Here is a 21,725-nt window from a genome sequence, read left to right as displayed (position 1 = left end):
ATTTTCAAAAATTATGATGCGATATGATCCCTATTCTCTTTTTTCCCTTTGATGGATTTAATAAATAACACACCTGCGTAATAGATAATGCCGCTTATTAGTAGGGAATTGATAGATGGTATGCCAACTGTAATGAAATAGCCGCTTGCAAATCCTGCTGCCCAGGCAACTAATGTAACTGGATTCAATTTTTCAGGCTCAGATGGCAGTGTTCCTTTCTCCCTGCTTTCATCAAGGGCTTTTCGATACGTTCTAAGCACGAAGTAATCAACCACCATAATTCCGGCTATTGGAGGTATCATGATTCCAAGTAAAACAAGGAAGTCTACAAATCTATCGAGAATGCCCATAATGGAAAGCAAAGTACCGATAGCACCAATTACAAGTGTAACGAGTCCTCGATTCATCTTGACCTTAAAAACTGAATCGAAAATATTAGTAAAGCCAAGAGAAGAGGAATATAAATTTACGTTATTAATTTTCACTGTAGAAAAAACGACAACTGCAGCACCAAGCCAGCCAGACGTTTGTAGCATGATGCTGACAACATCGCTCGTTTTTGCTGCATGGGCCATTAACACAGCGATCATTCCTACACCAAGTTCACCCACAAGTGTACCAATGGTAGTCATCCAAAAAACATCCTTACCGTTTCGGGCAAACCGACTGAAGTCAGGTGTGATTACGGCACCTATAATGAATCCTCCAGCAACCATTGTTGCACCCACGCCCAAAGAAAGACTCTCTCCCGGAGGCGGCGTCCCCATTAAACTGAAAATGGAATGATCACTAAGAACTTGATAGATGCCAATCCCTACCACCAATAGAAAAGCAGGAACGGTAATCTTGGCTGTCATGCTTAATAGCTTAAAGCCAAATATAACCAGTACAGTTACGCCTAATCCGGTAATGGCAGCTGCAATTGGGAGGGTCAATTTACCGTTGGTGGCTTCAACCAATCCATTAGCAAAAACAGTGTTCTGTACTCCAAACCAGCCAATTGTACAAAAAGCGATGACTGCGCCAATGATACTTGAACCATACCTGCCGAATCCTGTCCAACGCGACAATAGACTAGTTGAAAGGCCTTCACGTGCACCGGCATAACCGATTAGAAAACTTATAACTTGTAAAATGACACTTCCAAACATCATGGCCCAAAACGCCTGCCAAAAAGTCATTCCGTATCCTAATGCCGCTCCTAGCATAAATTGAGAAAGTGTAGCTAGAGCACCGACTCTGACAATCATGATATCCCACATTGGCAATCTCGCATTTTGTGGAACTCTCGATAGAGAGTAATCGTCACCCAACTTTGTATGATCTTCCATAAATTCACCCCCTATGAATTACTCCTTAGCTTTATCGATCAACTTGGAGATTTCCTTGCCTTTTTAAGTTTAATATCAAGAATATTCCGTTAATTCACTTTGCAAGAGTCAGTGGTTTTCTTTTTCTTTAAAAAAGTTTATGGATTTTTTACTCTCTGTTTAGAAGGTGGAGTCATGTAGGTCAAGCGGCTTTGTTTAACCCCCATAGCAATTAAAATTTCAAGCATCTTTGTAGCTGCAAATGCGGGATCAATAACCGGAACATCATAACCTCTTTGCGATAATCGTTCCTGAAGCTCCGCTGCAACACCCATAAATCCTGTACACCCTAACACTAAAGCATGGGCATTGTCATGTTCAATCGCCTTTATCATTTCTTCAAACAACGCACATTTTAACTTTTCCTTGTCTTGAACTTCCAGAACAGGAATATTTACATATCGAATGGAGGCGACATTCCCATCCACACCTAGAGTTTTACTTATGTTCTCAATCATGGGCACAACATTAGGCAGCACCGTTACAATCGAAAAGGATTTTGCTAATGAGCTCGCAACAAGCATGGAAGACTCACACGGCCCAACAACGGGAATATCCAATATTTCTCTTGCAGGCTTCACACCTGGATCTCCAAAACAATCACTAATTACTCCCTCATACCCATCTTCTTCAGCCTGCTTTGCTTTTTCTAGGAAATTAGGTATACACAGTGCTTCATCATATTCGCTTTCAATTGATTCAGGTCCATAATCAAGGTTGCAAACTCCTACTTCAGTGTTTTCAGAAACATAAGATTTAATCTCTCTTCTAATTTCTTCATTAAAAATATCCGATATAACCGGCATGATCACTTTAATTTTCATTGGAATACACTCCTTTGTTTTTAATAGACCCGCTAACCATTTTTATTTCTTTGTCATGATTTCATTATTTATATCACCCCCTTTTAGCAACTAATCCATTCCTGCCATAATTATGACTTCACCTTTTTATTATTCTTGGGCATATTTCCTTTCTATATCACTAAACATGGAGCCGATGAATCGATCTGCAATATGAACCTGTTCCATTAAGTCTTGGCCCTCATACAAGTTTATACCCCAGAACAATCCATTCCCGAGTAAAACAAATTGCTTAATGATTTGGTCCACTTCGTCTGCGGAAATGCTCGGATACCGCTGCCTCAATAGATCCTCAAGTGAACTCGCCATCCAGTCATTAAAATGCAACAAATACTTTTGTAAATATAGTTTGATTTCCGGAATGGGTGACGTAACTAAAGATATATACGCCATGGTCCCTCGCTCATCATCTTTGTGATACTTGACGATTCCATGAAGCATTTCACTAAAAATCTGATCAACTGATCGTGAACTTGTTTTAGCTAAAATCCGTTTCATTTCGGCTAAATGGTTATCAAGTAATTGTTGAAAAGCGGCAATAAATAATTCCTCTTTGTTTTTATAAAAAAAATAAATGGATGCTGGTTTTATTCCCACTTCATCCGCAATTTTCTTCATGGTAGCTCCTTGATATCCATGTAGTGAATAATGCAAAAGGGCTGCATCTATCAATTCTTGCTTTTTCAATTCATCCCCACCTAACGTTTATTAGGTAAATTATATAGCGGTTTTTTCGGAAAAACAATAATTTTCTGAAAATTACCCACGATAATAATTATTCTTGTGATAACAGTAGTTGCACCGAGATCAACACATTGACCTTTTGATAGGAAATATTGTAATCTAGTAAGTTCTTTAACGATAATTCGAGAAAGCCGATTCATGGTTCATGGTTCAAAAATTATTTTGCTTATGTTTCCTAAAATCAAAAAATCCATTAATCATTTAATAATGAAAAATGGATTTTAATAAACTTTTATAAGATTCTAGTTATAGACCCACATAATTCGTTTAATGAATTTTGAAAAAATCTATTTTTCCAATGCAAATAACGAAACATTTGGCCACAATTTCTTGTCTAAATCATCCAGATAAGGAACTTCATTTCGTACCTTTGATATAATTGAAAAATCCACATCATGAATGAGAATACTTTGCTCTGATCTTGAAGCTTCACATAGAACCTCACCGGTCGGAGCAACAAGTTTACTCTTTCCGCAACTTCCCTCATTAACCGTGTTTACGCCAAGAATATAAACCGTATTATCGAGTGCACGTGCCGGAAGTTGAATATCCCATCTTGTTTCAGCTCCGTAACTCCATACTGAAGGAACAATAATAAGTTCTGCACCTTGAAGAGCTAGAATTCGGCTTGGTTCAGGAAATTCAATATCTGCACAAATAAGAACACCTATTTTCCCTTTCGATGTTTCTATTGCATTATAGACTTTCTCACCAGGAGTAAATATCTCCTTCTCTCTTCCCCATAAAAATGATTTTCGATAAGTGGCAATGACTTCCCCTGTTGACTCAATTACAGCCAAAGATATGTAAAGGCTTCCATTTTCCCCCTCAACAAATGGGACGATGAGTATTACTTTTAACTCTTTAGCGAGCTTTTGAAATAATGAAACAGTCTCTCCAGTCGAAACCTCCTGCAACGATTCGAATTGCTCCTTCGATAAATAGTAACCACTCACCCAAAGTTCAGGTAATACGATTAATTCAGCTCCCTGTTTAGCCGACTCTTCAACCATTTCTATACAATTTTTAATATTTTTATCCCTTTCACCAGGGATAGCTTGTATTTGAACTGCAGCAACCTTAATCAACAAAAGCACATCCTTTTCTGCAAATGGAAATTATCAGATTTTTTAGAAACCTGTGTTTAATTTAATAATATTTTATTTCATTTAATTAAGCAACGATTATTTCTTTTAGTATATAATTTTGAATTTTTTATTTCAAAAAATCTAAAAATTGTGTAAACTATAATCAATCCAGTTTCGGTTAGGGTAATTGTAAGCTTTTACACAACATTTTTCAGGGAGGTCTTACATGAAAAAACCACAGAATGATTTAGAACAATCACTCAGTTCTCGTCACATGTCAATGATTGCAATCGGAGGCGTCATTGGTGCAGGTCTTTTTGTAGGTAGTGGAGCTGCCATACATAAGGTCGGGCCTGGCATCTTGGTCTCTTATGTAATTGCCGGTGTTTTAGTGTTCTTGATTATGAAGAGCCTTGGTGAAATGGCCACTTCCAATCCATCAAGTGGTTCGTTTTCAGAATATGCCCGGGACGCAATTGGCCCTTGGGCAGGTACTACGGTTGGGTGGCTTTATTGGTTTCAATGGGTTGTCGTTATTGCCATTGAAGCCATTGCAGGTGCAGCCATCATCAATATGTGGTACCCAGGTATTCCTTTATGGTTTCTTGCTTTGGCCTTGACAATCGCTTTGACTTTAACAAATATCTATTCAGTGAAATCCTTTGGAGAATTTGAATATTGGTTTGCCATGATTAAAGTAGCGAGCATCATCGCCTTTTTAATTTTAGGCGTATCTTATATATTCGGATTTTCAGGAGAATCGACGGTTGGAATATCTAACCTTGTACAAAACGGGGGATTTTTCCCTAATGGTGTAAGTTCCGTCTTCGTGGGAGTCATCACTGTATTTTTCTCTTTTGCCGGTACAGAAGTAGCGACCATTGCAGCAGCTGAATCAAAGGATCCTGTTAAGTCCGTCTCTAAAGCCATTAATAGTACAATTTGGCGTGTCTTGATCTTTTATGTAGGATCAATAGCGGTAGTTGTGACATTACTTCCTTGGAATTCTGCTAATGTATTACAAAGTCCATTTGTTGCCGTTTTAGAAAACCTAGGCATTCCTTTTGCAGCTCACCTCATGAATTTCATCGTACTAACTGCTGTTTTATCATGTCTAAATGCTGGATTATATACAACATCCCGAATGCTTTTCTCTTTAGCAAAAAAAGGGGATGCCCCACAATATTTTAGTAAGTTGAATAAAAATGGAGTACCTGCCAGAGCTGTTTTTGCAGCTACCATATTTTCTTATATTGCTGTAGTGATGAGTTATGTTTCGCCTGAATTAGTTTTTCTGTTTCTCGTTAATTCATCAGGAGCGATTATATTACTAGTTTATTTGGTTATTTCCATTTCTCAGTTGAGGATGAGAAATAGATTGGAAAGAGAGAATCCTGATGCCCTGAAAGTGAAGATGTGGTTGTTCCCATATTTAACATATGCGACCATCGTGGGGATTTCCATCATTTTAATTTCCATGGCTTTTATCGATTCTACAAGAAGCCAACTATATTCAACATTATTACTAACCGGGGTAATCATTGTGTTGACTCATTTTTTCGGAAAAAAGAAAATCATTAGCGCAGAGGAGAAAAGTAAACTAACCAGTAATTTGCCTCCATTGAAATAAGCTATGGCGGAATATCATTATGTGATAAATTAAAAAGCCTTACTCTTCCACATTGGGAAAGTAAGGCTTCTCTTTATTCCATTTTCTTTCTTTGAAAAACATCAAAATGACTCCAGATGTCTTCCAAAACTTCTAATCGCTCGTGTATATCTTCCTGCTTCTCTTTTCCGACAAACATGATCAAAGCATTAATCAAGCTTAATGGTGCAACGAAAGAGTCAATGAAGCTAGGCATCTGACTGGATGCTGTCAACGGAATGTCCGCATGAGGAATAAGCGGTGAGAGTAGATTATCAGTAATGGCTATTGTTGTGGCATTTTTTTCCTTTGCAAAAGAAAACATTTGAATTGTACTTTTCGTATATCGTGCAAAACTGACACCAATCACTACATCTTTTTCACTTAAATTATATAACTTTTCCGATGAATTCTCCAATGACTGCAGAAGTTCCACATTATTGAGAACAATTTGAAGATAATATTCCAAAAACACGCCTAATGATGTGGCACTGCGGTTTGCGATAACATAAACCCTTCTCGCTTGTAATAAGCATTTCACTGCTTCATGGAATGCATCTTCATCCAATTTCTCCATTGTGGATTTTATGTTTGCGATGTCATCTTGGAAAACTTCGTATACCCCTGAAGACTCTTTATTGTATACCTTTTGGGACATCTTCAATCGCTCTGTCGTTGTCAGCTGCTGCTTAACGGAATTCTGCATATACTGCTGCATCTCCGGATAGCCTGAATAGCCAAGCGAGGTTGCAAACCGCACAACGGTGGCATCACTGACCCCTGCCATTTTTGCTAATTTCCCAACTGTAAAAAAAGGAACGGTCGTTTGATTCTCTAAAATATATGTAGCTATTTTCACGTGGGACTTGCTCATTTCCCCTATTTGTCCAGCGATGTTTTGATAGACGTTTGACATTAAAAAGAGCGCCCCTTTAATTTTATTTATGCATTGTAGGAGTATCTATTTCCTTTTTGTGAAGGATTATAATTTAACAATAGGTTTTTTCATCCTTTTTTGTCAAGGTAATTGCAAGTGCCATGCTGGAATTAAAAAGGCCTGATCAATTAAAATCGCTTTGATCGGGCCTTTTGCTTTCTCATCTGACACTCAGTTAAGCTGAATTATTTCAGGATCCGTCCAATGGCTTCGTCATGCGCTTCCACAGTTCGAAGAATATCTTCCTCCGTGTGTACAACAGACATCGAATAACGATTAAGCGGCTTTGTATAAATACCTAATTTTAATAACTCATAGTCAATCTCTTTTCTTAATTTCGTATTTGCCCTGCTCATATCACGATAATTTTTAATCGGGCCTTCAGCTAAGATAATGTTAAAGATACTGCCCATACCGACTGTTTGCATGTTTAAGCCATGTTTTTTATACACATTCTCAAGTTCCTTACGTAAAGATTGCGTCTTAGCAAACAAATCTTCCATTGTTCCTTCTTGTTCCAATAAGTCAATAGTTGCTAAACCGGCAGCCAATATGGTCGGATGACCATTGTATGTTCCACTATGATATAACGGATTTTGTTTATCTGCATTATCTGCTCCAGCTGTTAAAATATCTCGTCCGCCTCTAGCAGAGGTAATCATCATTATTTCTTTTTTACCTCCAATGGCCCCTACTGGGAATCCGCCACCCAGAACTTTTCCTAAGGTAGTGATATCCGGTTTAATGCCATATACTTTTTGAGCTCCCCCAATCGATATCCTGAAACCTGTTTTTACTTCATCGAAAATAAGCACTATATTAAGTTCTTCTGTTATTCTACGAAGTCCTTCCATGAATTCTTGTTCAGCAGGTATGAACCCTCCTTGAATTGGCTCTAAAATAACACCTGCTAATTCATGTGCATGGGCACGTAAAATCTTCTCGGTAGATTCTAAATCATTGAATGGAAGAATGACGGTATTTTCAATATAGTAATCTGGTATTCCTCTTGATTCTCCTACCGCTTTAGGGGCTGTTGCGATACCTGCCTGATCCATATCAGGGTTAACACTCACTAATACTTGATCATACCCTCCATGATAATGTCCTTCAAACTTCGCCAATTTCGGTTTTCCGGTATAAGCAACCGCGGTACGAATTGCAAGAAGTGTTGCTTCCAAGCCCGAATTCGTATAACGAACCATTTCAATACCAGGATATAACCCTACTAATTTTTCCGCCATTGTTGTTTCCATCTTGTGAGGCGTACCGAATATGGTCGTTCCAGACTCTAACATTTGTTTTGTCACGGCATCGAATACTTGTTGATGACCATGCCCTAATATAAGAGCTCCATAACATAATAAATAATCGATATATTCATTGCCATCTACATCATATAACTTACTGCCTTTTCCTTTTTCCATCATTATTGGATGTGGAGGAAAATATTTAATATGTGCTGTGACACCGCCCGGAATCACGTCACAAGCTTTTTCAAATAAATCAGCTGATTTTTTCGTTTTTTCTGATAATAAACCCTTATCGTGTAGTATCATAATGAATTTCCCCTTAATATAGATTTTTTTCATGCGAAGTATTTATAAATAATAGAAGCGATTTTTTTAATTTAATCAAAACTTCTATTAAATGTAGATATTTTTCAAACCTTGATTAAGCAACCAGGTCCAGCCCGACATAAGAAGATAAAAGATGATTAAGTATCCACTTTGAAATTGCTTCCACCAACCATCATTCCAAACTTCTCACTCACTTCCTGTTGTACCCATAGTGAATTTTCTAATTATTAAAATAAACATTTCATTATAAAATATAATATGAAATAAATATTACAAAGTCAAGGTTGATTTTTGTTTATTTTTAAGATCTCAGACATATAAATGCCAGCCCATTTAGATGAAGCGATTCGACCAATATCTGATTTTAATGAGTAAACGCCAATTAAGCGCTCCAAGAAATGGCGCGCTTAATTGGCGTTATTTATCATGCACTTCAATCATGTCTGTGCCTCCTTGACCTCTACCGCAGCAACCCAATACCACCGACGTTATTTGGGGATGCTGTATCTATTACATATTTCCAGAGGTTCATCACTTTAAATATTTTCACTTCTATATTTTGATTTACGTTTTAACGAAGGAGAAAACTTTAGAATACGTAACTGCACTTACATTGTTTCATAGTTTTTTATTTCAAACTCACTTAGTGGTCGATTAATCGACTTACTCAGTTTACTAATAAGCTCTTGGTAATCCTTAGTATCATTTGGATCTATACCTTCCCTGACGTTTAGTATCTCGTATCGGTCATACTGTTCTGGAATAAGTTTTCCGTCTACATGGATATAAAGCCTATATTTGATCCTCAGATTCATAAAAATACCATCTCCTTTACTATCAGTTCGATATAAGGAGCTTTTTTCCTGCAAGAAAAAATACTCAGGATGATAAGTAGTTCTCATTACCTTTATACATTGGAAATACGCGATGAGCGCCACGCACGTTAGGAGGAACAGCCTATTAATAAATATCCTTTATTGAATTCACCAGAATTTTTTTGTTTTTACTGCATAAATTGTTCAAGACGAAAAAACTAGTGTATATGGAGGTTTTTTAATGAAACATCCCGAGCCAGTATTAGATTTGTATAACTATCACTCGTGGGCAAATGGGGTCATCATCGACCGGTTAAATGAGCTTCCACAGCACATTTATCATAAGGAAATTCAGAGTGGTTTTTCGTCCATATCAAAAGTGTTGTCTCATATTTATCTCACGGATTATGCGTGGTTTGACATTATCACAGGTAAAAGTATGGATGAAGCAATGGCATCTTCCAATCAATTAAGAGAAGAGGTTGAAAAGAAAAGTATTGAGGAAATGAAAATAATATTTCTGGACTTATACGACAGAAACAAAGCACTACTGAGTACAGCGGATATGGAAAAGGTAATTATCGTGGATAACCCATATGCTGGTTTTCTTGAAACTTCCATTTCCGAATCGGTATTACACGTTGTCACTCACGGATCATATCATCGTGGCAATATTGCTACCATGTTGCGGCAAATGGGGCACACTTCCGTTATGCAAGATTTTGGCCTTTACCTTTATTCAAAATAAAAAACCAAACTATATCCGATTCCTGAATAAGGGGATGTATCGATGGACGAACTAGTTGGCACTTGTGTTCGCTGTGCACGTAATGTATTGTACTGCTGGATTTCTGAACGGTATTCTATTAGATAACAAGAAAATCTTATGTTTTAATTGTAAGGATATTTTATATGCAATGATCAAAGAAAAAAGAATGGAAGATGAGAGTTAAAGGAGTAATACACCAAAATAGGTCATGCCAATAATTTGGCATGACCTATTTTGCCCGATGAACAGTCAGATTGACTTTGTTGGTTTCGCACATGAACGTTGTGAGTTGCATGCCGGTCGTTTGTATAGGAAGCGATCTTTAATATTCTAAATAAATTGGCACTAATATCGCATTCTAAAAATTCAGCATAGTTTTTTGTAGCACCAATCACGTCTATAATGTTATCGTTACTGACTAATTCTGTATGGATTTTATAAGTTGATTCATCGACTAAACTCCGAAAATCCACTTATGGATAACAATTCATTATGGAACTTCTTAGATGCCAAAGGTACCCCTGCGCGGAATCCGTGTCAGTGTCCCTTCCTTCACCAATTCCTCTATTCCTTTTCGTATGGTAAAGCAACTTACGTTATAGGTTTCAGAAAGTTCTTTTTATTGTCCATCACACCTTTTTATCAATTAACTATTTTTTAGTGAATACGAATGATAGAATGTTAAAGTATTTAACTTAAGTGGAACAACTTTTCTGATACGTAGTAAGTATTATATTGGTGATTATTGTTTGAAGTATGGTATACCTATAGAATGGTTGTTAAACTGGGGGATTTCCTAAAAATAAGAATATACCCTGGTTATTGTCAAGTAAGTTGTTAATAAAGAATAACGCCTCCAAAATCCGTGAATTGAGGTTAATCTCCTTAAGATGTTGTATATCTTTGGAAAATATAGGCTGGTTTCTTAATGAATTCGCTTTAATTTCTATAATTTTTAAAAATAGCAGGCAGTACAATACGTACTACCTTAGCGGAAAGGACGTACCATAATAATGAATCACAACAAAACAGCCATCACTAAAATTCGTACGGGTCCCATGTTTGCGGTGATGCTGGCTGGGGCTCTAGTCGCTTTCTTAAATCAGACTTTAATTAATATCGCATTGCCTCAATTAATGAATCACTTTGAAATCTCAGCTGCAACAGCTAACTGGCTTACTACAATCTTCCTATTGGTCAATGGGATCGTCATCCCTATCACTGCTTTCTTAATGGAACGTTTCAATACAAGACAACTATATCTTGCTTCGATGGGACTCTTCGCTTTAGGAACTTTCCTATGTGGAATTGCCCCCAGCTTCTCCGTCTTATTGATCGGACGTGTGGTTCAAGCCGCCGGGGCGGGGATTTTATTCCCTTTGATCACAAATGTGATTTTTACTATATTTCCATCTAACAGACGCGGTTTCGCAATGGGTATATTTGGTATTGCGATGAATTTTGCCCCTGCTGTAGGACCGACGTTATCAGGATGGATTATACAAAACTACTCTTGGCGGGTTCTGTTTTTTGTCATTTTCCCATTTGCACTGCTTGACTTCATCTTTGCCATTTTCATCATCAAAAAAGTAGGAAAAACGAGTCGGCCTAAACTCGATAAAATTGGTGTAATTCTATCCACTATCGGATTCGGCGGAGTTCTATATGGATTTGCTACAGGGGGTACCAAGGGCTGGGGCAATCCCGAAGTACTGACGATGTTCCTTGTTGGAGGAATCAGTTTAGTTTTATTTGTCTGGAGGCAATTTACTGTATCTCATCCTATTTTGGAATTTAGAATTTTTCGGTATCGGATGTTCACTTTAACGACAATTATCAACATCATCGCAACTATGGGTATGTTCTCTGGAATGATCATCATGCCAATCTATATGCAGAATATCCGTGGGTTTACCCCGATGGAATCCGGTCTCATGCTATTGCCTGGCGGGATTTTAATGGGGATCATGTCTCCTATCACAGGTAAGCTGTTTGATCGATTTGGTGCGAGATGGCTTGCGGTGAGCGGACTTGCCATCACTATCATTACAACCTATCTTTTAACGCGGCTTGAAACAGATACGTCCTATTCTTATGTGGTGTGGGTATATACTATTAGAATGTTCGGAATGTCGATACTGATGATGCCTATCTTCACAGCTGGATTAAATGAATTGGCACTTAGCCTAAATAAATATGGAACAGCAATGGTCAATACATTGAGAATGGTAGCAGGTGCTGTTGGCATGGCATTCTTTGTTTCCATCATGACAAACCAGGGAACGAAGCATGTTCAGGAAATCTTATCTCATAGGAACATATCACCAGATAATACATCACAAATGGCCATGGCCATTAAACAAGGTAGCGTAATGGGAGTGGATGATGCATTCATGATTGCAACAGGTTTGACCATAATTGCATTCATACTGGCCTTTTATATACGGCAAACTTCACCGCAAGAAGATACCATTACAAATCGCCTATCGAAAAAAAGAGCTTGAATAAACAAGGCTTAAACTCAACCTATTTTCCAAAGAATAAAAATTCTATAAAACTGACTTGCCCCATTAAAGCAAAAAAAAAGAGACACTTATTATGAGTGTCTCCTTTTTTGGTCAAATTACTTCATGTGCTCAAGGTAAGGCATTCATTTTGATCCTGCTGCATACTCACATGCATCTAAAATTTCATTTGGGGAGGAAAGCCACCAATACACAAATAGCAATCGTAATTTCAAAAACAGCTAAGTATATATTTACATTGCTCTCATATATTTTAAGATAATGATTTGGACAAGGGGAATGTTTTTATGAAAAAGTTTGTTACTCTGCTTTTTTCAAGTTTTTGCATTGGAGTAGGTCTTAACCTGTTCATTGTCCCCATTCATCTAATAAATGGCGGGATATTTGGAATAAGTCTGTTAATCAAATATGTTTGGGGAATCCAAGTTGGACATACCATGATCATGATCAACATTCCCATATACCTTCTATCTCTTCTATACGATAAGTCTTATTTCTTCAATGCCATCCTTGGGTTAGCTTTTACTTCAACCATTATTGATTGGCTAACACCACTAAACGGTTTAGTTCATCTACCGATCATAACGAGTGCCATTATAGGTGGAATGACGATTGGGATTGGTGTGGGTTTTATGCTGAGACAGCATATTAGCCCCGGTGGAGTGGATTTACTAGCACTATTAATCTCTAAAACCACAGCAACGAACCCTGGAATTATTATTTTTATTATCGATTCACTCATAGTAATTGCGGGAATTATTATATTGAATGACCTAAAGCTAATATATTCACTCCTCACGATTTCCTGTGTCGGCATATGCGTCATTTTTATCAATTCTTTTAAGACAATAAACATTTTTATACGATAAAACCATATCTACAGTGCTGCAACAGGGATTCTGATCAAGTATATCCCGCCTTTGGATATTTTGCCCGTGCTGCACCCATGATTTCGCGTCGTTCACTCGTGATTTCGCTTCTTTTACTCGTAAGTTTTGCTGTTTTACTCGTCAGTTTGGACTATTTACTCGTGAATTTGTGTTGCAACCATGATTTCGGCTGTATAATCTTCGGTGCGATTTCTGAAATCATCTGAATATTTCTTTGGAAAAACTGCAGGCAAACCCGCTATTCTTCAAGTTTACATATAGTCAATCGACTCATAATAAAGAATCGCGCCACGTCTGTCGAAGTTTCCTACCCAGCCTCAAACATATACAAGTAGGGGGCAGACAGTTTAGTTCACGGAATCAATTCTCACGCCCCCGTGCGCCCTACCCTCCTACTGTTATAATGGATTCTATTAATAAAAGGTCAGCCAGTAAAATTTGAACTGCCCCCCCAATCGTTAGACACAACTAACAATTGGAGGGCAGTTCTTTTACTTCTTCTTGATGAACTAACACTCCTGCTTGTTCATTAAGACTTATTGTGAAGTTGAAATAAATAGTGCAGGTAGGATTAATGCCAAAAGAGAAAAGGTTTAATTTTTCTTATCCTTTTCAAGTAAATCAATAATTTTATCAAGCTTTTGTTCGATGCTTTCTGATTTTCTTGGTTGTTTAGTAACGAGAGAACGAACAAGAAAAAATACACCTGAAAATAATCCGAATATAAAAATAAGGAAAACTAGTTGAAATAACATCTCACCAATATTCAAATTAATCCCTTCCTTCACAATTACTGGTGTTATGCCATAGTTTTTACTGTGCAGTTCTTTAACACTACAAAACTACCCCGTTAGTACCATAAGAAAAAGGCTGCCTCAGCAACCTTCCTTTTTAAAGTAAGAGACCTATTATTGAAGAGCAAAGTATTATTATTCAAGAAATACCCAAACAGATGTTTCTGAATGAAACTTTGCTCTTTGTTGTTGTCCACCTGTCCATGCTCCGATAAAAACACCTGAAATAACAATACTTACTATCCCAACAATAAGAATCCTTTTATATTATACCTATCTCCAGTTTAAGTGTATTTTACTATTCAAATAATTTGACTATCTTCTGATTTTTTGACATTTCTTCTCCATATATTCTCCAGCTGTTCAAGAGTCTTTCCTTTGGTTTCAGGAACCATTTTCCATACAAATAATGCAGATAGTACGCTCATTGAACCATAAAAACCGTATGTTAGTCCGCCACTATATTCCATCATCATAGGATACGTAGAAGAAATAAAATAGTTAGCCGCCCATTGTGCAGCTACAGCAATGGCTACAGCCCGACCTCGAATTTTATTAGGGAAAATCTCTGAAATTAGCACCCAGCAGATTGGACCCCACGACATCATAAATGAAGCTGTATAAATAATGATAAATACAAGCGTCCATACTCCAATAATATTAGAAAAAGCCATGCTTGCTACACCAAACATTCCAATTGCCATTCCTATGGAACCTACTATTAATAAAGGCTTTCTTCCCAATCGATCAACTGTTAAAATCGCGATGACTGTAAAGATAACATTTACTAATCCCATAATAATGGTTTGCAGCATAGAAGAATCTTTAGCTGCTCCCATGCTTTCAAAGATACGCGGAGCGTAGTATAAAGCTACATTTATACCTACAAATTGTTGAAATACAGAAAGCAGTACACCTACAATAATAACTAATTTTCCATATGTGAATAATTTTTCCGAAGTAATATTGATAGCAATCGTTTGTTTAATATCACTCAGAATCGCTTTCGCTTCTGAAGATCCATTAATTTTTGTAAGTATTGCTAAAGCTTTTTGATTTTGATTCTGTATTGCCAAATAGCGAGGTGTTTCAGGAACTAAAAACAAAAGTACAGCAAAGAGTAAGGCTGGTATAGCTCCTGAAGCAAACATGTATCTCCATCCTACATCATTTATCCATTCTAACGTTTCACCATTTGCAATACCCCAATTTACAAAGTAAACGACTAACATACCAAAAATAATCATAAACTGATTAAATGATACCAATCTGCCGCGAATATCTGCCGGAGCAATTTCTCCTATATAGATTGGACAAATAGCTGACGCTAATCCAACACCAATTCCCCCGATAATTCGATAAAAGTTAAAAGCTAGTAATAAAGAAAGTGTTGGTTCACCTTTTGTAAAAAATAAAAATTCAGGATAAGCAGCACCTAATGCTGATACTATAAAAAGAATCGCTGCAAGTAAAAGTGATTTTTTACGTCCTAGTCTTGATCCAAAATAGCCGGATATTAATCCCCCGATAATACATCCTATTAAAGCACTTGATACGGTGACGCCATGTGCCAAAGAGCCTAACCCTAAGCTATCGATAAAATAAACCTTTAATGATTTTTCAGCTCCGGATATTACAGCTGTATCATATCCAAATAGTAACCCTCCAATTGCGGCAACTAAGGTAATAGAAAAGATATATAATGAGTTTCTTTTTTGCTTCATGTTTTACTAAAAACAGTTAAGAATGACGGGCTATGTGAAAGTCCATTTATTATAACAGCGCACACTTTTGGTTGCGCTTTCAAAATTAATAAAAGAAGGACCTCTCTTCCATCACCCATTCTACTAACTGCTTTTATCCTCCCTTCCATTGTAGAATTTCATTTAACTAAAAAACATTAAACCAATGAAAACCAAAGGTTTTTAATCGACGGAAAAAGTAAAACGAGTTTTAGAATGATACTCTTTATCTTTATCTTTTTCTAATAAAATAGAAGGTAATTGCTGATTATGAATGGCATTAGGCGGATGTTGAGTCTCAAGGCATAAGCCAAGATGTTTTTGACAAGGAATTCCTCTAATTCGAAAAGTATCTTCTAGCATATTTCCAGTATATAAAACAACATATGGCTCATCTGTCTCCACTATCATTTTCCGTCCGTTAGAAGGATTAACCAAACAAATTTCTTTTTGATGATTTTCACTTAATAAGAATGGATGGTCATACCCATTTCCTACTATTTCATTTTGTTGATGTGTGGAATTTGCTCCTTCAATAATTCGCTTTCCTTTTCTAAAATCAAAAGGTGTATGTTCAGCGTCTATTAAATTGCCTGTAGGGAGTAAGGACGGATCAAGCTCTAAAAACTTATCACTTTTCATAGTTAATTCATGCTGTAAGATATCTTCTTTTAAATTGCCACTCAGATTAAAGTAAGTATGATTGGTTAAATTTAATAACGTATTTTTATCTGAAATACCATGATAGGTGATTATAAGCTCATTATTATTAGTGAGAGTATAAACGACACTTACCTCAAGATTTCCAGGATAACCAGCTTCTCCATCAGGACTCATATAAGTAAATGTCACACTAGCCTCATCTACACTCTCACTAGTAGAAGACTTCCAGACCACGTTATGGAATCCATCAGGTCCACCATGTAAATGAGTTCCCCCTTCATTCTCAGGAAGCCGGTAGGTAACCCCTTCTATATCAACGCTTGGTGGATTAACTCTCCCTGCCACTCGACCGATTACTGCACCAAAATAAGGAGAATAATGTAAATAATCTTCTACAGAATCAAACCCTAACACGATATTTTCTATATTTCCTTCTTTGTCTGGTACATCGATTCTAGTAATCGTACATCCAAAATCAATACAGGTTACTTTTATGTTTTGATTGTTCATGATTGAATAAGACTTTACCACTTCTCCATTTATTTCACCGAATATTCCCTCTTCTATTTTCATGTTAATCTCCTTTTCGAAGAAAGGGATGCATGACTCGAATGTAACCTGTTATTTTCTGCTAAATTGATTCAGCTTTTTGCTTAAGTCTTTTGTTTGGTAATATACCTCTTTATATAAAGCATAAAGTTGTTTATACACTGGAACATTTTCTAATTTAGGTTGATATGTTTTTGAAGTAGATATGAATACATCTGCGCATTCTTCTAATGAGTTGTACCACCCACATCCATAAGCGGCTAACATGGCTGCCCCTAGCGCCGGTCCTTGCTCAGTAGATAGCTTTATAATTTTTGTGTTAAAAATGTCTGCTTGAATCTGAAGCCAACTATCATTTTTTGCTCCCCCGCCAATTGATACAATAGACGAAATTTCTTTTCCAGTTTCCCGAAAAATTTCAATCGATTCATTTAATGAGAAGGTAATTCCTTCAATAACTGCCCTTGTAAAATCACTCCTTTTATGGGAAGCATCCATTCCTATAAAGCTTCCACGTATAGTAGCATCTGCATGTGGCGTTCGTTCCCCAACTAAGTATGGAGTAAATAAAAGCCCATTTGAGCCAATTGGAACATTGTTTATATCAGCCAGTAATTCTTCAAATGACTCATTTTCAGCAAAATTATCTCTAAACCAACTTAAACTGTGGCCAGCAGATAATGTAACTCCCATCGTATAAAAAGCATTTTCTTTTCCATGGTTGAAATAATGCACTTTCCCACCAAAGTCTCTATCATTTTGCTCCTCATAAGAAAGTACGACACCAGATGTTCCGATGCTGCATAACGTTTCTCCCGATGATAGAATGCCAGCTCCAATTGCTCCACAAGCATTATCAGCTCCACCCGCAAATACCTTAGTCGATAATGCTAGCCCAGATTTTTGAGAGAATTCTTCATTAATTGTTCCCACGCAATCACTAGATTCCAATAGCGATGGGCAAATGCTGATATCAATTCCCACTAATCGGCAAATCTCTTCGCTCCATTTTTTCTCACTCACGTCCAACAATAATGTACCGGCAGCATCTGAATATTCACTATGAATAAAGCCAGTCATTTTGAAGCGTAAATAGTCTTTAGGCAACATAAATACAGCTGTTTGATCAAATATCTCTGGCTCATGCTCTTTAACCCATAGCAGCTTAGGTAGTGTAAACCCTTCCAAAGCTTGATTTTTTGTTATTTCTAAAAGACGCTTTTCTCCAATCATTTCATATAGCTGATGACATTGTGCTGTCGTCCTTGTATCGTTCCATAAAATAGAATGACGTAAAAGATTATGATTCTTATCCAACAGTACTAGACCGTGCATTTGTCCAGAATAACTAATTCCCTCTATATCTTCTGGTCTTACATCGGATTTGGAGATTAACTCATTTAAAGCACGAGCAGTCTGCTGAATCCACTCCTCAGGATTTTGTTCACTATATCCTGTTTTTTCATGCAGAAGAGGGTAATTTTTAGAAGCTTCTGCACAGATCTCACCATTTGTATTAACTAAAACAGTTTTGACAGCGCTCGTTCCTAGATCAATTCCGATTATATATTTCATCTTGATTCCTCCACTTTTATAAAAGAGAGCAGAAATTATTTCCACTCTCTTTTATCCATTAAACTTCTAAAATATATTGATTTAAGATGGCTTTTAATCGTTCCTGTCTTCCTGACTTATTCGTAATGTTTGTATTTTGTAATGCATACTGCTCTAGTGTATGGAAGTTGGCTCTTCCTTCAACAATCTCAAGACCAATTCCTTCTTTGAAACTGCTGTAGCGTTCATCAATGATGTTTTCAAGAATACGATCTTCTAATAATTTATGAGCCACTTTTAAACCTCTAGCGAACGCATCCATCCCTGCCACATGAGCATATACTAAATCTTCTTGTTCAAAGGAACCTCTGCGTACTTTAGCATCAAAATTTAATCCTCCACTACCTAATCCTCCATTTTGCAGGATCTCATACATTGCTAAAGTTGTAGAATATAAATCTGTTGGGAACTCATCGGTATCCCATCCTAAAAGAGGATCACCTTGGTTTGCATCCACTGATCCTAAGAAGCCCTGAACTCTGGCTACGCGTAATTCATGTTCAAACGTATGCCCAGCTAGAGTAGCATGGTTAGCTTCAAGGTTTAGTTTAAAATGTTTATCTAACCCGTATTGTCTTAGGAACGAAATGGTCGTAGCTGCATCGGTATCATACTGATGCGTTGTTGGTTCCTTTGGTTTTGGCTCAATTAAGAATAGACCTGTATATCCAATTTCCTTAGCATAATCTACAGCCATATGCATAAATCTAGCCAAGTTATCTAACTCTAACTTTAAATTTGTATTGAGCAGTGTTTCATAACCTTCACGACCGCCCCAGAACACATAGTTTTCTGCTCCTAATTCCTTAGCCGTTTCGAGCCCTTTCTTTACTTGAGCTGCTGCATAAGCAAATACATCTGCATTACAAGAAGTAGCTGCACCGTGAACGAAGCGAGAATTTGTAAACATATTAGCTGTGTTCCACAATAACTTTACGTTACTTGTTTTCATATACTCTTGAATCATGCTAACGATTACATCAAGATTTTTATTGGTTTCTTTTAATGTGTTTCCTTCAGGTGCGATGTCTCGGTCATGAAACGCAAAGAAAGGAACGTCTAATTTTTCAAAAAGTTGAAAAGCTGCCTCTACTCTAGCTTTTGCTAAGTCCATTCCATCATATTTATTCCATGATCTTTGCATCGTAGCTGCACCAAAAGGATCTGTCCCATCAGCTGTAAATGTATGCCAGTAAGCAACAGAGAAACGTAGTTGTTCCTTCATTGTTTTACCGCCTACTATTTCTTCTGGGTTGTAGTATTTAAAAGCAAAAGGATTTTTAGAATTTTTCCCCTCATAAGAAACTTTGTTTACGCTTTCAAAATAATTAATTTTATTAGTATCAGTTTGAATCATGTGCTACTTCCCCCTTTAATAGTGAAAAACTTCCCTAATTAATAATATTAAAAATACCACCTAAGAAAGTTTGTTGTGGCAATAAACTAACTTTATATCATGATATACAAAATAAATGATTATTTCAATATTTTCTTTTATAAAATTCAGTTATAATATTAAATATACTATTTCTAGATTGGATTTTATAAAAGATAAAACAACACTTAGTTCAATGGTAAAACAAAGGAGCGATTATCATACCGATAGCAGATCAAGCTTTAGTAAAGAAAATGAATCAAAAGTTGATATTAAATGAAATTTTAAAAAACTCACCAATCTCTAGAGCAACCCTTTCTGAGATCACGGGGTTAAATAAATCTACTGTTTCTTCCCAAGTAAATACATTACTTGAAAAAGATTTTATTTTTGAAATTGGAGCAGGACAATCTAGAGGTGGCAGAAGACCTGTGATGCTAGTTTTTAATAAAAATGCAGGCTATTCAATAGGCATCGATATAGGTGTTGATTACCTTAATGGAATTCTAACCGATTTAGAAGGCAACATTATCCTTGAAAAGGCTTCTGACTTGTCTAGTCCTTCAGCTGGTGAAGTGAAGGAAATTCTGATTGCACTTATTCATGATTTTATAATTCATATGCCCGACTCTCCTTACGGTTTGGTGGGAATAGGTATTTGTGTACCAGGTTTTGTGGATGGCAATCAAAAAATTATTTTTATGCCCAACTTGGAATGGTATATTGAAGATTTGCAACTCTTAATTCAAAGCGAGTTCAATGTACCTGTTTTTGTTGAAAATGAGGCTAATGCAGGCGCATGCGGTGAAAAAGTATTTGGGGTTACTAAAAACTATGAAAACATCATTTACATCAGTATTAACGTAGGAATTGGAGTCGGGATTATTATTAATAATGAATTATATAAAGGAGTAAATGGCTTTTCAGGAGAAATGGGTCATATGACGATAGATTTTAACGGTCCCAAATGCAGATGTGGGAACCGAGGCTGTTGGGAATTATATGCTTCAGAAAAAGCATTACTGGATTCTTTTTCTTTAGGCGAAAAGAACATGTTACGAAAAGAAATTGTTGAGCGTGCAAATAAAAATGATGTAGCCGTCTTAAATGCACTCCAGAACTTTGGCTTCTACGTCAGTATTGGCTTGACTAATATTCTCAATACATTTGACGCACAGGCTATTATTCTGAGAAATAGCATTATCGAATCTCACCCGATTGTGTTAAATACCATCAAGAATGAGGTTTCTTCTAGGGTATATTCTCATTTGGAAAGTACGTGTGAACTATTGCCCTCTTCATTAGGAAGAAATGCACCTGCATTAGGAGCTGTTTCAATTGTGATCGAACATTTTTTAAATGTTTCTGCAAGCTAATTTATATCAGAGTATTGATGATAGATGTCTGAATATCTTTCCTAAGGTAACGGGAGAGGTCTTTCTCTACCTAGAGTAAGGCCTCTCTTGTTTTTTTCGTCCCTACATCCAGAAAAGATCATTGTATTAAATGAGTTAGGTTCTAAGATAAAACAATTTGTTTTAAATCGTTTGGCTCAATACACAGTTCATCCCTTCTCTATATCCGTCTAAAACATAAGAAGGGATATAATTTCTTCCATTCTTCAACAGACGAATAAGAAGTACCACCACTGCTATTGGCATTGGAAATGGAGCGGATTTCTGAAATCAACTGAATATTATTTTAGAAAACACTGCAGGCAAACTCGTTTTTCTTCGGGTTTGCCTACAGTTGTGGCGCG

The 21,725-nt window shown here is 36.7% G+C and carries 18 protein-coding genes and 1 pseudogene; 5 read left to right on the top strand and 14 right to left on the bottom strand.

Going from position 1 to position 21,725, the window contains the following annotated elements; all coding sequences use genetic code 11:
• Positions 1–11: 11 nt before the first annotated feature.
• The 4 genes from JNUCC41_RS18125 to JNUCC41_RS18110 form a co-directional block, all read right to left on the bottom strand.
• Positions 12–1,331 (bottom strand): purine-cytosine permease family protein, encoded by a 1,320-nt coding sequence (locus tag JNUCC41_RS18125; protein WP_192204200.1) that lies wholly within the window; start codon positions 1,329–1,331, stop codon positions 12–14.
• Between the two features lie 137 nt (positions 1,332–1,468).
• Positions 1,469–2,194, bottom strand: coding sequence for an aspartate/glutamate racemase family protein (locus JNUCC41_RS18120; protein ID WP_192204199.1), 726 nt, complete (start codon positions 2,192–2,194; stop codon positions 1,469–1,471).
• A gap of 129 nt (positions 2,195–2,323) precedes the next feature.
• A complete protein-coding gene (locus JNUCC41_RS18115) occupies positions 2,324–2,920 on the bottom strand; it encodes a TetR/AcrR family transcriptional regulator (protein ID WP_192204198.1) in 597 nt (198 codons plus the stop codon).
• A gap of 344 nt (positions 2,921–3,264) precedes the next feature.
• Positions 3,265–4,074 (bottom strand): nitrilase-related carbon-nitrogen hydrolase, encoded by an 810-nt coding sequence (locus tag JNUCC41_RS18110; RefSeq protein WP_228467360.1) that lies wholly within the window; start codon positions 4,072–4,074, stop codon positions 3,265–3,267.
• Between the two features lie 217 nt (positions 4,075–4,291).
• Between JNUCC41_RS18110 and JNUCC41_RS18105 the strand changes: the two genes are divergently transcribed.
• A complete protein-coding gene (locus JNUCC41_RS18105) occupies positions 4,292–5,695 on the top strand; it encodes an amino acid permease (RefSeq protein ID WP_192204196.1) in 1,404 nt (467 codons plus the stop codon).
• Between the two features lie 73 nt (positions 5,696–5,768).
• Here JNUCC41_RS18105 and JNUCC41_RS18100 read toward each other — a convergent pair whose 3' ends face one another.
• The 3 genes from JNUCC41_RS18100 to JNUCC41_RS18090 form a co-directional block, all read right to left on the bottom strand.
• Entirely contained in the window at positions 5,769–6,629 is an 861-nt protein-coding gene (locus JNUCC41_RS18100; RefSeq protein ID WP_192204195.1) for a MurR/RpiR family transcriptional regulator, read from the bottom strand.
• Positions 6,630–6,835: 206 nt separating this feature from the next.
• On the bottom strand, positions 6,836–8,209 hold the full coding sequence (locus tag JNUCC41_RS18095; protein ID WP_192204194.1) for an aspartate aminotransferase family protein: 1,374 nt from the start codon (positions 8,207–8,209) through the stop codon (positions 6,836–6,838).
• Between the two features lie 629 nt (positions 8,210–8,838).
• Complete coding sequence (locus JNUCC41_RS18090; RefSeq protein ID WP_076368693.1) at positions 8,839–9,045, bottom strand: hypothetical protein; 207 nt, start codon at positions 9,043–9,045, stop codon at positions 8,839–8,841.
• A gap of 241 nt (positions 9,046–9,286) precedes the next feature.
• Between JNUCC41_RS18090 and JNUCC41_RS18085 the strand changes: the two genes are divergently transcribed.
• Positions 9,287–9,793 (top strand): DinB family protein, encoded by a 507-nt coding sequence (locus tag JNUCC41_RS18085; protein ID WP_192204193.1) that lies wholly within the window; start codon positions 9,287–9,289, stop codon positions 9,791–9,793.
• 523 nt (positions 9,794–10,316) lie between these two features.
• Here the strand turns inward: JNUCC41_RS18085 and JNUCC41_RS26810 are convergent.
• Positions 10,317–10,421 (bottom strand): annotated as a pseudogene (locus JNUCC41_RS26810) (GntR family transcriptional regulator); the annotation flags it as partial.
• Between the two features lie 406 nt (positions 10,422–10,827).
• Between JNUCC41_RS26810 and JNUCC41_RS18075 the strand changes: the two are divergent.
• Together JNUCC41_RS18075 and JNUCC41_RS18070 are read left to right on the top strand one after the other, a co-directional pair.
• Positions 10,828–12,318, top strand: coding sequence for a DHA2 family efflux MFS transporter permease subunit (locus JNUCC41_RS18075; protein WP_192204192.1), 1,491 nt, complete (start codon positions 10,828–10,830; stop codon positions 12,316–12,318).
• A 308-nt stretch (positions 12,319–12,626) separates the two neighbouring features.
• Positions 12,627–13,208 carry a YitT family protein gene (locus JNUCC41_RS18070; RefSeq protein ID WP_192204191.1) on the top strand — a complete coding sequence of 194 codons (582 nt, stop codon included), beginning with the start codon at positions 12,627–12,629 and terminating at the stop codon, positions 13,206–13,208.
• Between the two features lie 614 nt (positions 13,209–13,822).
• Here the strand turns inward: JNUCC41_RS18070 and JNUCC41_RS18065 are convergent.
• The 6 genes from JNUCC41_RS18065 to xylA all read right to left on the bottom strand — a co-directional run bounded on the left by JNUCC41_RS18065 (position 13,823) and on the right by xylA (position 19,948).
• A complete protein-coding gene (locus JNUCC41_RS18065; RefSeq protein ID WP_192204190.1) occupies positions 13,823–13,999 on the bottom strand; it encodes a DUF4083 family protein in 177 nt (58 codons plus the stop codon).
• Positions 14,000–14,158: 159 nt separating this feature from the next.
• Complete coding sequence (locus JNUCC41_RS27335; RefSeq protein WP_353618335.1) at positions 14,159–14,266, bottom strand: hypothetical protein; 108 nt, start codon at positions 14,264–14,266, stop codon at positions 14,159–14,161.
• 59 nt (positions 14,267–14,325) lie between these two features.
• Positions 14,326–15,747, bottom strand: coding sequence for a D-xylose transporter XylE (gene xylE / locus JNUCC41_RS18060; protein ID WP_192204189.1), 1,422 nt, complete (start codon positions 15,745–15,747; stop codon positions 14,326–14,328).
• A gap of 201 nt (positions 15,748–15,948) precedes the next feature.
• The gene (locus tag JNUCC41_RS18055) at positions 15,949–17,001 is read right to left on the bottom strand and encodes an aldose epimerase family protein (RefSeq protein ID WP_192204188.1); all 1,053 of its coding nucleotides are present in this window, start codon (positions 16,999–17,001) and stop codon (positions 15,949–15,951) included.
• 48 nt (positions 17,002–17,049) lie between these two features.
• Positions 17,050–18,552, bottom strand: coding sequence for a xylulokinase (gene xylB / locus JNUCC41_RS18050; protein WP_192204187.1), 1,503 nt, complete (start codon positions 18,550–18,552; stop codon positions 17,050–17,052).
• Between the two features lie 58 nt (positions 18,553–18,610).
• Positions 18,611–19,948: a xylose isomerase gene (gene xylA / locus JNUCC41_RS18045; RefSeq protein ID WP_192204186.1), complete on the bottom strand. Its 1,338-nt coding sequence runs from the start codon at positions 19,946–19,948 to the stop codon at positions 18,611–18,613.
• A 239-nt stretch (positions 19,949–20,187) separates the two neighbouring features.
• Here xylA and xylR point away from each other — a divergent pair, with 239 nt between their 5' ends.
• Positions 20,188–21,342: a transcriptional repressor XylR gene (gene xylR, locus JNUCC41_RS18040; protein WP_228467672.1), complete on the top strand. Its 1,155-nt coding sequence runs from the start codon at positions 20,188–20,190 to the stop codon at positions 21,340–21,342.
• The last annotated feature ends 383 nt before the right edge of the window (positions 21,343–21,725 follow it).

It is taken from the genome of Brevibacillus sp. JNUCC-41, from assembly GCF_014844095.1.
GTDB classification, from domain to species: Bacteria; Bacillota; Bacilli; order Bacillales; family DSM-1321; genus Peribacillus; species Peribacillus aracenensis.
This window is presented reverse-complemented; position numbering and strand designations above follow the sequence as displayed.